We start from the raw sequence: 14664 nt of genomic DNA, 5'->3' as shown, positions 1-14664 counted from the left end.
ATGTTCGGGCTCATAGCATCCGGGGCAGGACGTCGGTGGCCCGGCCGCGATCGAGGAAACGATGCTTGAGAACACCCATGACGTGCAGCGCGACCAGTGCCAGCAGCGTATAGGCCAGTAGCTTGTGCGCCAGCGCGAAGAGGGCGAAGGCATGGTCGTTCTTGGGCAGTAATTCGGGCAGGTCGGTGACGAAGAACGGCACCCCGTCGCTCTGGCTGAACGAGCTGGACATGGCATAGCCCATCAACGGCACGACGATCGCCAGCGCCAGCATCGCATATTGGACGATGCTCGACAGCATGACTTCCCACCGCGCGAGCCCGGCGGGATGATGGGGCAGGGCGGAACGGCGGCGCGCGATCAGCGCGATGGTGCCGATCATAAAGGCGAGCACGCCGAATTCCTTGTGGACGGGATACATCCATTCGAACTTGGCGGCGGTGCTGTCGGGCAGCGACGTCATTGTCCAGCCGAGCGCGATCAGCCCCAGGATCAGCGCGGCGCGTGTCCAGTGGAGCAGCCGCATCGGCGGGGTATAGCGGTCACGGCGGTTCATCGCGGCGTTCCTTCGGCTTCGGTATCGCCACCGAGCGCGCGATAGAGCGCGGCGGCGGCGGTCAGTTGTTCGCGCCTGACGGTCAGCGCGGTCTGGCGCGCGGCATAGGTGGCGCGCTGCGCGTCGAGTAGTTCCAGGCGACTGGTCTGCCCGGCACGATAGGCAAGATCGGTCAGCTCGGCGCGACGTTCCGCCTGGGTGACGACGGCGCGCTGCTCGGTCATCTGCTTACCGTAGGTTTGCTGTGCCGCAAGCCCGTCGGCGACTTCGCGGAAGCCCGTCTGGATCGCCTTTTCATACGTTGCCACCGCCGTCGAGGTACGGACCTTGGCCAGATCGAGATTGCCCCGCAACTCGCCGCCGCGAAAGATCGGCAGGCTGATCGCGGGCGAATAGGACCAGGATCGGTTCGCGCCCTGAAACAGGCTGTCGAGCGCCAGGCTGGCGAAACCGAAGGCGGCGGTCAGCGACACGCGCGGGAAAAAGGCAGCGCGCGCCGCCCCGATATCGGCATTGGCGGCGCGCAACTCCTGTTCGGCCTGTGCGATGTCGGGGCGACGGGTCAACAGGTCGGAGGGTGTGCCCGCCGCCAGCGCGGTACGGATCGGCTGCTCCATCAGCGGGATGGGGGGCAGCAGGTCGCTCGGCATGGGCGCGCCGACCGCCAGCGTCAGCGCATTGGTCGCCTGCGCCAATTCACGCTCGCGCTGGGCCAGATCGGCCTGCGCCTGTCGGACCAGCCCCTCGGCCTGCGCCAGATCGGCGGCGCTCGCCTGGCCCGCTTGCCTGCGTAACCGGGTGATTTCGAGCGACGCGCGCCAGTCGGCCAGCGTCGAACGGATCAGCGCCAGCTGCTCGTCGGCCAGCCGTTCGTTCCAATAGGCCTCGGCGACCGCGCCGATCACTGCCAGCCGCACCGCGCGCCGGGCCTCGACCGATGCAAGCCAGCGGTGGAAGGCCGCCTCGTTCATCGCGCGCAGGCGGCCGAACAGGTCGATCTCGAAACTGGTCAGCGCGGCTTGGGCGTTGAACTGGCCGAACTCGAAACCGGTCGCCCCGCCTCCGGGGGATAGACCGACGCCCGCCCCAGCAACACTCGAGGGCTGACGCTGGCGGGTATAGCCACCGTCGACATTAAAGCCTGGCAGGGACTGGGCGCGTTGTACGCGTATCTGCGCCCGCGCGGCTTGCGCGTTCAGCGCGGCGATACGCAGGTCGCGATTGGCGTCGAGCGACAGCACGATCAGGCTTTGCAACCGAGGGTCGCCGAACATGCCGCGCCATTCGGGCAGCGCTTCGGTGCCGCTCGGCGCCGGATACGCTGCGGCGACCGGCGGTGTCGGCAGGCTGAGCTTCGGCGTCATCGAACACGCGGTGGTCGCCAGCAACAGAGTGAGGGGCAGGTATCGCATCCTCATGCCTCCTTGGTCCGGCGCATGCGCCAGCGTTCGGCCAGGCCCACGACCACCACGAAGAAGGTCGGCACGAAGATCAGCGCCAGCACGGTGCCGGTGATCATGCCCCCGAACACGCCGGTTCCGATCGCATGTTGCGTCTCCGCACTTGCCCCGCCCGCCAGCATCAGCGGCACGACGCCCAGCGTGAAGGCCAGGCTGGTCATCACGATCGGGCGCAGGCGCACGCGTGCGGCGGCGATGGCGGCGTCGATCAGGCTGCTTCCCGCCTCGCGATATTGCTTGGCGAATTCCACGATCAGGATCGCATTCTTCGCGCTGAGCCCGATGATGGTGATGAGGCCGACCTTGAAAAAGATGTCGTTCGACATGCCTCGCAGCATCACCGCAGACACCGCGCCGATCAGGCCCAGCGGCACGACCAGCATCACGGCCATCGGGATCGACCAGCTCTCATACAGCGCCGCCAGCACCAGGAAGACGACCAGCATCGACAGCGCGAGCAACATCGGCGCCTGCGCGCCCGCTTCGCGCTCCTGCCGCGACTGTCCGGTCCATTCGATGCCGAAACCGGGCGGCAGTTCGGCGGCCAGCCGCTCCATCTCGCGCATCGCATCGCCGCTCGACACGCCGGGCGCGGCGCTGCCGGTGATGCTCACCGATGAGTAGCCGTTATAGGTCGACAGCTGGAGGGGGCTGTTGCTCCATACCGGCGTGACCAGCTCGGCCAGCGCCACCGTGCCCCCGGCGGCGTTCTTCACGCGCAGCTTCATCACATCGTCCAGATTCATGCGGTGGGCCGCATCGGCTTGGACGATCACCTGCTGCAACCGACCCTTGTTGGGGAAGTCGTTGACATAGCTGCTACCCAGCGCGGTGCCGATCATGTCGGTAATCGCGGTGAAGGACACGCCGAGCGCGCGCGCCTTGGCCCGGTCGATGTCCAGCCGAACGCTGGTGCCGGACGGAAGCCCTTCGGCATAGACGCCGGACAGCTTGGGGCTGCGCTGCGCATAGGCGACCAGCATGTCGCGCGCGGTGAACAGCGCGTGACGTCCCTTGCCCGCCCGGTCCTCCAGCCGCAGTGCGAAACCCGACGAGGTGCCGAGCTCGTCGATCGCGGGCGGCATGACATTCATCACCTGGCCTTCATGCACGTCCCGGGCCATGGCAGCTTCGGCCGCGGCCACCTCCTTGGCGACGTTGGTGCCGCCGCGGTCCTTCCAGTCCTTGAGCATCGTGTAGACCATCGCGGCGTTGGGGCCGGAGCCAGAGAAGCCGAAGCCCAGGATCGACTCGGTCGTCTCGACGCCGGGTCGGGTCGCCATATGCTTCTCCAATGCCTTGACCGCCGCCAAGGTGCGGGTGGCGGTGGCATCGGCGGGCAGTTGGAAACTGGTCATGAAATAGCCCTGATCCTCCTCCGGCATGAAAGACGACGGCAGGTTGACGAAGGCGATGGCGAGCATTCCGACGATCGCGGCGAAGACCAGCATCATCCGCCCGCTCGCCTTCAGCAACCGCGCCACCCAGCCCTGATAACCGCGTGTGGCGCGGTCGAACTGGCGGTCGAACCAGGTGAAGAAGCGGTTCTTGGGGCGTTCCGCGTCCAGAGGCTTGAGCAGCGTCGCGCACAGCGCCGGGGTGAGGGTAAGGGCGAGGAAGGCGGAAAACAGGATGGAGACCGCCATCGCCATCGAAAACTGGCGATAGATGGTGCCGACCGATCCGGCCGCCAGCGCCATGGGAATGAACACCGCCGAGAGGACCAGCGTGATGCCGATGATGGCGGGGGTGATTTCCTTCATCGCCAGGCGCGTGGCATCGGCTGGCGACAGCTTTTCCTCGTGCATCAGCCGCTCGACATTCTCGACCACGACGATCGCGTCGTCGACGATGATGCCGATGGCCAGCACCATGCCGAACATGGTCAGCACGTTGATCGAATAGCCGCTCGCCAGCATGACCGCGATCGTGCCGAGTAGCGCGATCGGCGCGATGATGGCGGGGATCAGCGTGTAGCGGACCTTTTGCAGGAACAGGTACATCACCAGGAAGACGAGCAGCATCGCCTCGGCCAGCGTGTGCAACACCTTCTCGATCGAGATGCGGACGAACGGTGCGGTGTCGAACGGCACCGACCAGCTCATCCCCGGCGGGAGCGAGTGGGCCAGTTCGGCCATGCGCGCGCGCACCGCCTTCGACGCGGCGACGGCATTGGCGCCGGGTGTCAGCTGGATGCCGACCGAGGCGGCGAACTTGCCGTTCTCGCGCGTGTCGTTGCCGAAGCTCTGCCGCCCCAGTTCGATCCGCGCGACCTTGTCCAGCGTGACGCTCGACCCGTCGGTATTGGCCTTCAGGATGATGCCGGCGAAATCCTTTGGCGTCTTGAGCTGACCGTCAGCCGTCAGCGGGACCAGCACGCGCTGGCCATTGGCGGTGGGCTCGGTGCCCAGCGCGCCGGGGGCGATCTGGACATTCTGTTCGGTGATCGCGGCCGTCACGTCGGTGGCGGTCAGGCCATATCCTGCGAGCTTCGCGGGATCGATCCAGATGCGCATGGCGCGCTCGGCCGAGAAGTTCTGGACGCGCCCGACACCAGGGATGCGCTTCAGTTCGTCGACGATGTTGCGCGTCATGTAATCGGACAGCTCGACCTCGTCCTGCCGCCCGTCGGACAACAGGCTGACGATCATCAGGAAGCCGGACGAAGCGGATTCGACCGTGACGCCGGTCTGGCGCACGACCTGGGGCAGGCGGGCTTCGATGGTCTTCAGCCGGTTCTGCACATCGACCTGCGCCATTTCCGGGTTGGTGCCGGGGCGAAAAGTCGCGGTGATCGTCGCCGAACCCGAGGTGTCCGCCGAACTCTCGAAATAGAGCAGGTTCTTCACGCTCGACAGCTCGCGCTGCACCAGTGAGACGACGCTGTCGTTCAGCGTCTGCGGCGTGGCACCAGGATAACTGGCGAAGATGCTGACCGTCGGCGGCGCGACGCTGGGGAAGCGGGCGACCGGCATTTGCGGGATGGCGATGACGCCCAGCAGGACGATCGCGATGGCGATCACCCAGGCGAAGATCGGGCGGTTGATGAAGAATTGCGCCATGGTTCAGCCCGCCGCCCCGCCACGCCAGGGGCGTTGGTTGACCGGGGTGCCGGGCTGGACGCGGTCCTGCCCCTCGACGATCACGGTTTCGCCCGCGCGCAGCCCCGACTGGATAACATAGCGGCCACCGATCAGCGGGCCGAGCGTGACGCGGCGGAGATGCACCCGGTCCTGTCCGCCGACGACGCTGACCTGCGGCGTGCCGTCGCCTGCGCGGGTCACGGCCTGTTGCGGCACGGTCAGCGCAGCGGGCATCCTTGCGCGCGGCAGGCGGGCGCGGACGAACATGCCGGGCAACAGCTGCTCGCCGGGATTGGGCACTTCGACCCGGACCAGCGCATCGCCGGTGCCCGGATCGACGGCGATCCCGGAAAACAGGATGCGCCCCTGTACCGGATGGCTCCGTCCCGAAGGGGTGAGGATCTCGACCGGCCCGGCCGCCGCACCCTTCGCGCGCAATTCGGCATAGCGTTCGGCGGGTTGCCGGACATCCACATAGACCCGGTCGATCTGCTGAATCGTCGCCAGCGGGGTGGCGTCGGCCGCCGTCACCAGCGCCCCCTCGGTGACATTGGCCGGTCCGATCCGCCCGGCGATCGGCGCGGTCACCCGCGAAAAGCCCAGGTCGATCCGGCGGCGGCGAAGGGTGGCGCGCGCTTCGGCCAGTTCGGCGGTGGCCTGCTCGCGCGCGGCGACGGCATCGTCATAGCTTTGACGGCTGATCGCATCGGCGGCGACCAGCGGCTTCAGCCGGTCGGCCTGGGCGCGGGCGCGGGCATAGGCGGCGCTGGCCTTTTGCACGGTCGCCTGCGCGGTGTCGGCATCGGCAAGGAAGGGGGCGGGGCTGATCTGGAAGAGCATCTGTCCGGCCCGCACCGCCGCACCCTGTTCGAACAGGCGGCGCTGAACGATGCCGCCGACCTGCGGGCGGATTTCGGCAGTGCGGAACGCCACGACACGGCCCGGCAGCTCGTCGGCGGCGGTGACCTCGGTCGGTGCGACACGCATGGTCAGCACGGTGACCGGGTCCGCCGGGGCGGCGGGGGCCTCGGCGGAGCAGCCGCTGAGCGAGGCCGCCATCGCCATCATGATCGGCAGGGCGGGGAGCGTGCGGCAAGAGAGAGATCGACCCATCATGCTGCCGCCTATCCGCGCGGGTCGTTGCGCCTGCGTCGAGATTGTGTGGAGGCTTTGTGGAGGCGGGCTGGCGGCCTGGGCTGTGCCACTGATAGGAACGATGTCATGCTCAATGGACCCGCCGCATGAACCCGCTCGTGCTGATCGCCGAAGACGATCGCGATATCGCCGAGATCATTCGCGCCTATCTGGAGCGCGAGGGGTTCCGGACCGTTCATGCCAGCGACGGGCGCACCGCGCTCGACCTGCATCTTGCGTTGAAGCCTGACATTCTGTTGCTCGATATCTCGATGCCGCTGGTCGACGGCTGGGGCGTGCTGTCCGAGGTGCGGCGGCGGGGCCATACGCCGGTCGTCGTCACCACCGCGCTTGACCAGGACATCGACAAGCTCCAGGCGCTGCGCATCGGGGCCGATGATTATGTCGTCAAGCCGTTCAATCCGGTCGAGGTGGTCGCGCGGGTCAAGGCGGTGCTGCGCCGGTCCGGCGGGGAGGGGGCGAACGGCGTGCTGCGGGTCGGCCCGGTTGAGGTCGACACGACCGCGCATATGGTCCGCACCGAACGCGGCGAAGTCGCGCTGACCCTCACCGAATTCCGCCTGCTCGCCCATATGGCCCGCACGCCGAGCCGGGTGTTCAGCCGCAGCGAGCTGCTCGACGCCTGCCTGCCCGGATCGGACGCGCTCGATCGGACCGTCGACAGCCACGTCAGCAAGCTGCGCCGCAAGCTCGATCAGGCAGGGGTTCCCGATATGCCCGAGGGCGTGCGTGGTGTCGGATACCGGCTATGGTCGCGCGGATGAAGAATCGGAACAGCCTGACGCGGCAATTGTCGGTCGCGATGGCGACGCTGGCGCTGGTCGCGGTCGTGGTCAGCACGGCGGCCTTCTACATCGTCTATGCCGTGCTGGAGCGGCTGCGTATCGTCGCGCCGCTGCCGCCGGGGGTGGCGGACACGACCGGTCTGGATGTTGGCATCACGCTGGCGGCGTGCGTGATCGGGGTGGCGCTGGCGCTCGCGGTGGCGGTGCGACTGGCCCGGCGGATTGTCCAGCCGCTCGGCGCGGTGGGTGAGGCGGCGCGTCGGATCGCCGAGGGCGACCTGACCACTCGCATCACGCCGGTCCGCGCCGCGCATGGCGAGGCGGCGCTGCTGATTGCCGATTTCAACGCCATGGCCGACCGGCTGCAACGCATGTCGGACGATGTGAAGCTGTGGAATGCCCAGATCGCACACGAACTGCGCACTCCCCTGACCATCCTGCGCGGGCGGCTGCAGGGGGCAAAGGACGGCGTCTTTCCGCTCGATGACGAGCTGGTGGTCGGCCTGATGAAGCAGGTTGAGGGGCTGACCCGATTGGTTGAGGATTTGCGCAGCGTCAGCCTGGCGGAGAGCGGGCGCCTGGAGCTGATGGTCGCCGATCTAGACCTGGCCGCTGAACTTCTCGAAATGCGGCCGGAGCTGGATTCCATGCTCACGCCCGCCGGGTTCGGACTGGAACTCGCGTTGCAGCCCGGCATGGTCCGGGGCGATGCGGCCCGGATTCGACAGGCGGTCATCGCGCTCGTCGACAATGCTCGCCGCCACGCCTCGCCATGCATCGTGCGAATCGAAGTCGGGTTCGGTGGTGCCGGAGCAACCATCACGGTCGCCGATCGAGGGCCAGGGCTGGCGCCGGGGTTCGAGGCCAACGCCTTTCGCCAATTTGCGCGGGGCGGGGCAAGCGTCGGCGGGTCGGGATTGGGGCTATCCGTCGTGCAGGCCATCGCGCGGGCGCATGGCGGCGATGCGGTTTATCGGCGAACAGGTGATAGCTCGCTGTTTCAGGTCATCCTGCCGCAGCCGCGATAAGGTTCAGCTTGCCCACTTCAGCGAACCGAAGTCGGTGAACGCGATAGAACCGGTTCGATTTAAGCTTTGACGCCATGCCGCTTCTCTTGATGGAAGTTAGACAGTACGATGCAGCGTTGGGGGAACCATTATGATCGAGCTGTTGGCTTTGCTCTGTGTCGGTCAATCGGTCGAGTCGCCGCACATCCCCGACTTGGAGGCCGCCAAGCTATCGTCGCCTAGGCGTCCGCGTCGCTCCATCCCCACGGTAGCGCAACCCGAATTTGAAGTGCCCTCCACCCCAGGCGCGGACGACGATCCCGTCCGGGTCCAGGGTAGTTACAATTTCGATACCAATGCCGCGATTGGCGGGCGGGGTGGTGCGGCAGTGCTGGGCAAGGCGTCGGTGGTGGTCGATGCCGATCTCGAGAGGCTGATCGGCCTGCGCGGCGTCATCGCCCATGCCAGCGCCATCACCATCCACGGCACGGGTTTATCGAGCGCCTATATTGGCAACATCTCGCAGGTTTCCAGCATCGAGGCGGAGCCCGCCACCCGGCTCAATCAGGCGTGGCTGGAAATGCCGGTCGGTCCGTTGCGACTGCGTGTCGGCAAGTTTCCCGCGACGCCGACCTTCGTCACCAGCGCGACGGCGGCCTTCTTCGTCAACACGACCTTTGGGTGGCCGACCAGCTTTGGCAGCGACCTTCCCGATGGCGGACCCGCCTGGCCGCTGTCGGCGGCGGGCGTCATGGCGACGACCGCGGCGGAGGCGCCGGTGCGGTTCTCGGCGGCGGTGTTCACCGGTCGACCCTCCGGCCAATATGGCAATGATCCGCAGCGGAACGATGGATATGGCTTCCGCACCTTTGCATTGCGGGGCCAGCCCTTCGCGATCGCCGAGGTGGCGGTGACGGCGGGGGCCGCGGTATTCAAGCTGGGCGGCTGGCGGCATTTCGATCGGTTCGATCAGGTGCGCGACGCCGATCGCAATCCGGATGTCGTCTTTCGCGGCAATTGGGCGGGCTATGGGGTGGTCGACCTGCGGCTGACCCCCGAGGGGCAGGAGGTGCGCCGCCTCAACGTCTTCGCGCGGGCGACCTTGTCACCTGCCGACCGCAACCTGGTGCCCTTCTACCTCGACGGTGGGCTGGTGCTGACGGGACCATCGCCGTCGCGGCCGCACGACGCGATCGGCCTGGGGTGGACGCATGTCGCGATCACCCGCACGCTGGCCGCCGCGCCGCCGCCACGGTCGGAGGACGTGATCGAGCTGGGCTATCTGCTCCAACTGACCCCGGCTTTGTCGTTCCACCCCAATGTTCAGCTCGTCATCAATCCGGTGACCGACGCGGCCAAGGCCGGGCGCAGGACGCCGACCATCCTGGCCCCGGGGCTGCGCGCCACGATCGTGTTCTAGCCGCGAGCCCAGGGATTGGCCCCGCACGCGCGCGGGCGCCAGCGGGCCTTGCGGTCCCAGCATTTGTCCTCCAGCCGGGGCAGGGCGGCGTCATCCTCCCGGGGATAGTTGGGGACGAATTGCTCACCGCGACTGACGAGGCTGCTGCGCAGTTCGTTGAATCGCGCGCCCGCGATAACGCCCAGTTCGCCACGCCCGGAAAACAGGATGTCGCGCCCGATCGAACTTATAGTCCGGCAAAATTCATATTGCGCCGACACCGTGGAAAAGCGCGAATAGATGCGCGTGCCATAGCGGTCGAGCGCATCCTGTCCGGCCCTGATCGACGTGTTCGTACGCTTGAAATAGGCGCCCAATATGGCCCAGGCCGCCGCCAGCTCCTGGGAATGGTCGATCAGGATGGCGTTGTAGTTGCTGTCGGTGAGCAGGGTCGGCTCGAACTGGCATTGCAGCGCGGCGACGTTCAGGGCGGCGCGCATTGACCAGATCAGGGCGGCATCGTTTTCCTGGCTGGTCGCCCCCGGCAGGGACTCGAGCACCTCGGGCATCCCATCGGTCGCGAGGGCGCCGACATGATCGTAATTCTTCAAATAGAATTGTGCCGAAGCCGGGGCGGCGAGTCCGGCGCCGATCAGCAGCAGGGCGGCGGCCGCGATCGAGCGGATCATGGTCGTGAAGGTCGACTGTCGGGTGGAATAGGATGAACGTTGCATGATGTCGGGCGATTCCGGAGTTTCAGGAGCGGGTCGGATTGCGCATCCTCCATTCATGGCCGGCGAACAGCGCCAGCCCGAATGCAAGAGGCACGAGGAAGTAGACCAGACGGTACAGGAGCAGGCTGGCGAGCAGCGCACTGCGGTCCAGATGCGGCAGCGCCATCACCATCATCACCTCGAACACCCCGACCCCGCCGGGCGCATGGGTGACGAGGCCGGCGATCAGCGCCAGCAGATAGGCGATCAGGACGAGTGGAAAGTCGCTGACCGGCATGGCCGGCATCAGCGTGAACACCACGGCCGCCGCCAGCATATGGTCGAGGGTCGCGAGCATGAACTGCGCCCCCGCGATCCGGGCCGTCGGGAGCGTCACGACCCATCCCAACAGCGACATGGTTCGCCCGGATCGATAATGGAGCAGCGCGGTGAGCGTGCTGGCGCCGACCATGTGCAGATGCGGCGCGCCGACCGACACGCCCACTACGGTCACGGGATCGGTCGCGACGACGAAGGCGCCACCAAGGATCAGGAACACCCCCATCCAGAACGTCACGCCGGTCATCACCATGACCTGCGCGACCTCGCCCGGCGTCAACCCCTTGGAGCGGTAGATCCGCCAGCGTGCGATTCCGCCGGTGACCGTCGCGAAGCCGAAATTGTGGCTGAAGACATAGCTGGTGAACGAGGCGAGCGCCGCTGCACCTGTGCCCACGCGGCGCCCGACGACCCGCAGCGCCAGGACGTCATAGCCGATCAGCGTGACATAGCTGGCGACCGTCAACACCGCCGCCACCGTCAGGCGGATCGGCGATATCTGGACAATATCGGCGGCGATGCGGTCCCAGCTTGTCTCGGCTGCGATGTGCCGCAAGGCGATGGTGGCGACGGTCAGCGCCAGAAGCGTGACGAGTGCCGTCACCGCCCGCCGCAACCATCCGGAAATCTGATATGGCGATCCGGGATCGAGCACTCCGGGCAACGGCGGTGCGGAAGCGTCAGCGGATGGCGGCATGGGATGCGCGGATCACAATTGCCGGACCAGTCGCATGCCGACACGGGGCCGCCACGGCGCGTCCTCGTCGCGGGTCGCGCCCAGGCCTGCCTGGATTTGCAGTCGATCGGTCAGGGCCTGCTGGACTTGCGGCATGACCAGGGTCGAACGGTCGCGTCCGACCCGGATATTGACCTCCACCCCCGCCGTCGTCGCCGCGCTGATGTCATAAAAACTGGTATGGTTGAGCAGCAGCGCGCGGGTCTCGCGTCCGCCTGCGCCGACCTCGCCCACGCCGATCATCGTCAGGGTGCTGGTCCGGGGGCCGAAGCGGTTGCCCAGGACGTAGAGCAGCGAGCTTTCCCAACGACCATGCGCCCGGTTCCACAGGCCCAGATACTGGACGCCGTGGATACCGCGTCCCTGGTTGATGACCCCGAACGTCCCCTGCAGCCCGATCTTCAAGTCGGTGACCTTGCGGCCCTCCAGCGGCAGTTCGAGCTCGACGGCGAACCCGTCGGCGACGGCGTATTCGATCTCGGGCGCCCATTCGACGATACGACCGGGCCCCGACAGGTCATATTGCGCCAGCGTGTTGATCTCCAGTTCGCCGCGCCGCGCACCGAGGGGGCGGACGAGGTCGAAGACCATCGGCTCGGCGATTTGCGGCACCGTATGCGCTTCGGCCGGCATCGCGATCGGGGCGGTCAGCACCGCACTCAGGAGCAGCGACTTGCCGACCCTCCGTGCCGTTCCGGCCTTCGGAGACGCTGTGCGCGTGGTCGGAAGGGTGGACATGTTTCGGCAATTCCATTGAACGGGAGGCCGGACTGGCGCACGGGCATCGGACGGTGTCCGGATCGCGGGCGTCGCTTTACCCCGGCTGGCTTACGGCCACCTTACGCGGCGCCATCGGCGTCAAGACGGGACGTCGAAACATGCGCTTGCTGATCGTGGAGGACAGTATCGAACTGGTCGACATGCTCCGGCGCCAATTGGGGCAGGTGGGGTTCGCCCTCGATCATGCGGGCTCGGTACAGGACGGGCTGCTGATGCTGGAGGTGGGCCATTATGCCGCCCTTATCCTCGATATCGGCCTGCCCGACGGCAGCGGGCTGGAACTGGCCAGGGCGATGCGTGCGCGGGGCGACGACACGCCGATGCTGCTGCTGACCGCGCACGGCAGCGTCGCCGACCGGGTCGCGGGGCTTGGCGCGGGCGGGGACGATTATCTCGTAAAGCCCTTCGCACCCGAGGAACTGATCGCGCGGATCAGGGCGTTGCTGCGGCGAAGCGCGATGATCGTCGATCGCGATGTCGTGTGCGGCAACATCCGCTACGATCCCGTCAGCCGAACGGTGACGGTCGGTGGCACGCCGACCATATTGTCGGCACGCGAGCTCGACATGCTGGCGCTGCTGATCCAGCGGCATGACCGGGTCGTCGCCAAGACCCAGATCGAAATGCAGCTTTTCGGACTGGAGGAGGAATTGGGCTCCAATGCCGTCGAGGTCTATATCCACCGCCTTCGCCGTCGGCTGAGCGAGGCGGGCGCGACCGCGCAGGTCGTGACCATTCGCGGCGTGGGTTACATGCTTTTGGAATCCCCCGCATGATCCGGGCACCGCGATCGCTGCTGGCGCGGATCCTGCTGTGGCACGGCATCGCCGTCGCCTTCACCGCACTGGCCGTGTCCGCGGGCGTCTACTTCTTCCTCGAACTGACCGCCGACCAGCTCGAACGCCAGACCTTGCGCGCTCAGGTGGTGGAAATTCGAAAAGCGTTGGCGATCGATCGCAATGGCGAACTACGCATCGCGTCGGCCCGGCCGTCATCGGAATCGCTGCTGTCGGCGGGGATGAGCGCGCTGATTGTTGAGGGTGATGGCGCCAGAACCGTCTTGATCGGCACGCCGCCGCCGCTGGAAGTCACACGGCTGCCGCGCGACGCCGAAGAACGTTTCTTCCGGCGGCGGTCAAGACGCGCTTTTTATGCCGGGCTAAGCGTACCGATCACGATGGGGGAGCGGCGGCTGTGGATCGTCACGCTCCAAAATCTTGATCATCCCGCTAATGTGATGGACGACATCGTCCGGCAGTTCCTGTGGCATGGCCTGTTCGTCATCGTGCCACTGCTGGTGCTGCTGCTCGGTATCGACGCATATATCGTGCGGCGCGCGCTGCGTCCGATCCGGCGCGCCTCGGCGGCAGTGGAACGGATCGATGCTGGGCGGCCGGACCTGCGCATCGTCGATCCGGCGATCCCGAGTGAGGTGCAGCCGCTGGCGAACGCGATCAACATGGCGGTCGCCCGGGTGACCGAGAGTTTGCGGATACAGCGTGACTTCACCGCCGACGCGGCCCACGAGCTCCGCACGCCGATCACCATCGCACGCGTGCGCGCCGCCGACATCCCGGATGCTACGCTTCGCGCCGCGCTGATCGCCGATCTGGATGCGCTGTCGGGCATCGTCGGCCATCTGCTCGACATGGCCGAGCTGGATTCGCTCGATCAGATGGCGATGGAGCGTGTCGACCTGTCGCACATGGCGAGCCAGGCGGTGGCGGGGATCGCGCCGCTGGTTTTCCGCGGCGGACGAACCATCGCCTTGTCGGGCGCGGAGCGGGAGCATCTGGTCCTCGGCCACCCGCAGTTCCTGGCGCGGGCGCTCGGCGCGCTAGTGGAGAATGCGGTCGCGCATACCCCGCCGGGTACGGGCATCCGGGTCTCGGTAGCCGATGGCGCGATCACGGTCGCCGACGACGGTCCCGGCATCGCGTCGGACGATCAGCCATTGGTGTTCCGGCGCTTCTGGCGGCGGAACCGGGGGAGGGTGCCCAATGGCGGCCTCGGTCTCGCGATCGTACAGCGGGTCGCGCAGGTGCATGGCGGCACGGCGACGCTGCGGTCCGAGCCCGGCTTCACCGAATTCACTATCCGCGTCCCGAACAGGCCCTCAGGCACTGCCGCTACGGAGGCGCAGGCCAGTCCAGTCGATAGGTGACGTGCAGACCGTCATGATGGGACAACCTCGGCTGGTTCGCGGCGCCATCGAACATCGTTTCGATCTGGATCGGGTCACCGTCAGGCTGCTGCCGGAGCGATAGAGTTGGAGGTCTTCGGTAGCCGCCTACGGCGCGTCGCCGTCCCATGACAGCCCGACACTGCATAGCGATCCGGGCGTCGCACAGAAACCTGGTGGAGGGCGGACTGGCTGTTTTCAGGTGCTAAAGTGCAGAAGCGGCCGTTCGTTAGGTTTCGGTTCGACGGCAGGTAAGCACCCCAATTGCTAGCGCCCTCAGCCCGGTCGCCGAAATCCCCAAGTGAACCGTTTCCTGAAGTCCAAAATCTTGCTCGGACGCGATGCAAGCACAAGGCTAGTGTGGTCTTCACTAGGCATCGTGGACAAAGGGCAGCCAGAGCAGGACTGATGCGAGGCTGACGAAGCCGATGTAGGACTCGGCGGTTTTGTCGTATCGGGTTGCGACCCG

The 14664-nt window shown here is 66.8% G+C and carries 12 protein-coding genes; 5 read left to right on the top strand and 7 right to left on the bottom strand.

The annotated features are described in order from the left end of the window. Positions 1-10: 10 nt before the first annotated feature. The 4 genes from ASF14_RS19925 to ASF14_RS19910 are packed head-to-tail and all read right to left on the bottom strand — an operon-like array spanning position 11 to position 6215. Positions 11-556 (bottom strand): cytochrome b, encoded by a 546-nt coding sequence (locus tag ASF14_RS19925; RefSeq protein WP_056439532.1) that lies wholly within the window; start codon positions 554-556, stop codon positions 11-13. Next, positions 553-1968, bottom strand: coding sequence for an efflux transporter outer membrane subunit (locus tag ASF14_RS19920; protein WP_056439529.1), 1416 nt, complete (start codon positions 1966-1968; stop codon positions 553-555). The genes ASF14_RS19925 and ASF14_RS19920 overlap by 4 nt, the downstream gene beginning before the upstream one ends. Positions 1969-1970: 2 nt before the next feature. Next, positions 1971-5078 (bottom strand): multidrug efflux RND transporter permease subunit, encoded by a 3108-nt coding sequence (locus ASF14_RS19915; RefSeq protein WP_056439526.1) that lies wholly within the window; start codon positions 5076-5078, stop codon positions 1971-1973. 3 nt (positions 5079-5081) lie between these two features. Continuing rightward, complete coding sequence (locus ASF14_RS19910; RefSeq protein WP_082442379.1) at positions 5082-6215, bottom strand: efflux RND transporter periplasmic adaptor subunit; 1134 nt, start codon at positions 6213-6215, stop codon at positions 5082-5084. 125 nt (positions 6216-6340) lie between these two features. Here ASF14_RS19910 and ASF14_RS19905 point away from each other — a divergent pair, with 125 nt between their 5' ends. The 3 genes from ASF14_RS19905 (at position 6341) to ASF14_RS19895 (ending at position 9466) form a co-directional block, all read left to right on the top strand. Further along, positions 6341-7018, top strand: coding sequence for a response regulator (locus tag ASF14_RS19905; RefSeq protein ID WP_056439520.1), 678 nt, complete (start codon positions 6341-6343; stop codon positions 7016-7018). Beyond that, positions 7015-8067, top strand: a complete 1053-nt coding sequence (locus ASF14_RS19900) for an ATP-binding protein (protein ID WP_056439823.1) — start codon at positions 7015-7017, stop codon at positions 8065-8067. The genes ASF14_RS19905 and ASF14_RS19900 overlap by 4 nt, the downstream gene beginning before the upstream one ends. A gap of 130 nt (positions 8068-8197) precedes the next feature. Then, the gene (locus tag ASF14_RS19895) at positions 8198-9466 is read left to right on the top strand and encodes a carbohydrate porin (protein ID WP_056439517.1); all 1269 of its coding nucleotides are present in this window, start codon (positions 8198-8200) and stop codon (positions 9464-9466) included. Here ASF14_RS19895 and ASF14_RS19890 read toward each other — a convergent pair. From ASF14_RS19890 to ASF14_RS19880, 3 genes are all read right to left on the bottom strand, one after another. Beyond that, positions 9463-10179, bottom strand: a complete 717-nt coding sequence (locus tag ASF14_RS19890) for a hypothetical protein (RefSeq protein WP_236697167.1) — start codon at positions 10177-10179, stop codon at positions 9463-9465. The two genes, ASF14_RS19895 and ASF14_RS19890, sit on opposite strands and share 4 nt — an antisense overlap. A 22-nt stretch (positions 10180-10201) precedes the next feature. Beyond that, entirely contained in the window at positions 10202-11101 is a 900-nt protein-coding gene (locus ASF14_RS19885; protein WP_168371581.1) for a lysylphosphatidylglycerol synthase domain-containing protein, read from the bottom strand. A gap of 105 nt (positions 11102-11206) precedes the next feature. Beyond that, positions 11207-11971, bottom strand: a complete 765-nt coding sequence (locus ASF14_RS19880) for a hypothetical protein (protein ID WP_236697166.1) — start codon at positions 11969-11971, stop codon at positions 11207-11209. A gap of 140 nt (positions 11972-12111) precedes the next feature. Between ASF14_RS19880 and ASF14_RS19875 the strand changes: the two genes are divergently transcribed. Further along, the gene (locus ASF14_RS19875) at positions 12112-12789 is read left to right on the top strand and encodes a response regulator transcription factor (protein WP_056439507.1); all 678 of its coding nucleotides are present in this window, start codon (positions 12112-12114) and stop codon (positions 12787-12789) included. Continuing rightward, positions 12786-14177: a sensor histidine kinase gene (locus ASF14_RS19870; protein ID WP_056439504.1), complete on the top strand. Its 1392-nt coding sequence runs from the start codon at positions 12786-12788 to the stop codon at positions 14175-14177. The genes ASF14_RS19875 and ASF14_RS19870 overlap by 4 nt, the downstream gene beginning before the upstream one ends. Positions 14178-14664 lie beyond the last annotated feature (487 nt).

Source organism: Sphingomonas sp. Leaf257, from assembly GCF_001422185.1.
GTDB classification, from domain to species: Bacteria; Pseudomonadota; Alphaproteobacteria; order Sphingomonadales; family Sphingomonadaceae; genus Sphingomonas; species Sphingomonas yabuuchiae.
This window is presented reverse-complemented; position numbering and strand designations above follow the sequence as displayed.

What these genes read in the sequence shown, in the direction of transcription:
- ASF14_RS19890 (WP_236697167.1), bottom strand. Translation starts at nt 10,179, where the DNA reads ATGCAACGTTCATCCTATTCCACCCGACAGTCGACCTTCACGACCATG.
- ASF14_RS19905 (WP_056439520.1), top strand. Translation starts at nt 6,341, where the DNA reads ATGAACCCGCTCGTGCTGATCGCCGAAGACGATCGCGATATCGCCGAG.
- ASF14_RS19915 (WP_056439526.1), bottom strand. Translation starts at nt 5,078, where the DNA reads ATGGCGCAATTCTTCATCAACCGCCCGATCTTCGCCTGGGTGATCGCC.
- ASF14_RS19895 (WP_056439517.1), top strand. Translation starts at nt 8,198, where the DNA reads ATGATCGAGCTGTTGGCTTTGCTCTGTGTCGGTCAATCGGTCGAGTCG.
- ASF14_RS19870 (WP_056439504.1), top strand. Translation starts at nt 12,786, where the DNA reads ATGATCCGGGCACCGCGATCGCTGCTGGCGCGGATCCTGCTGTGGCAC.
- ASF14_RS19875 (WP_056439507.1), top strand. Translation starts at nt 12,112, where the DNA reads ATGCGCTTGCTGATCGTGGAGGACAGTATCGAACTGGTCGACATGCTC.
- ASF14_RS19925 (WP_056439532.1), bottom strand. Translation starts at nt 556, where the DNA reads ATGAACCGCCGTGACCGCTATACCCCGCCGATGCGGCTGCTCCACTGG.
- ASF14_RS19910 (WP_082442379.1), bottom strand. Translation starts at nt 6,215, where the DNA reads ATGATGGGTCGATCTCTCTCTTGCCGCACGCTCCCCGCCCTGCCGATC.
- ASF14_RS19900 (WP_056439823.1), top strand. Translation starts at nt 7,015, where the DNA reads ATGAAGAATCGGAACAGCCTGACGCGGCAATTGTCGGTCGCGATGGCG.
- ASF14_RS19920 (WP_056439529.1), bottom strand. Translation starts at nt 1,968, where the DNA reads ATGCGATACCTGCCCCTCACTCTGTTGCTGGCGACCACCGCGTGTTCG.
- ASF14_RS19880 (WP_236697166.1), bottom strand. Translation starts at nt 11,971, where the DNA reads ATGTCCACCCTTCCGACCACGCGCACAGCGTCTCCGAAGGCCGGAACG.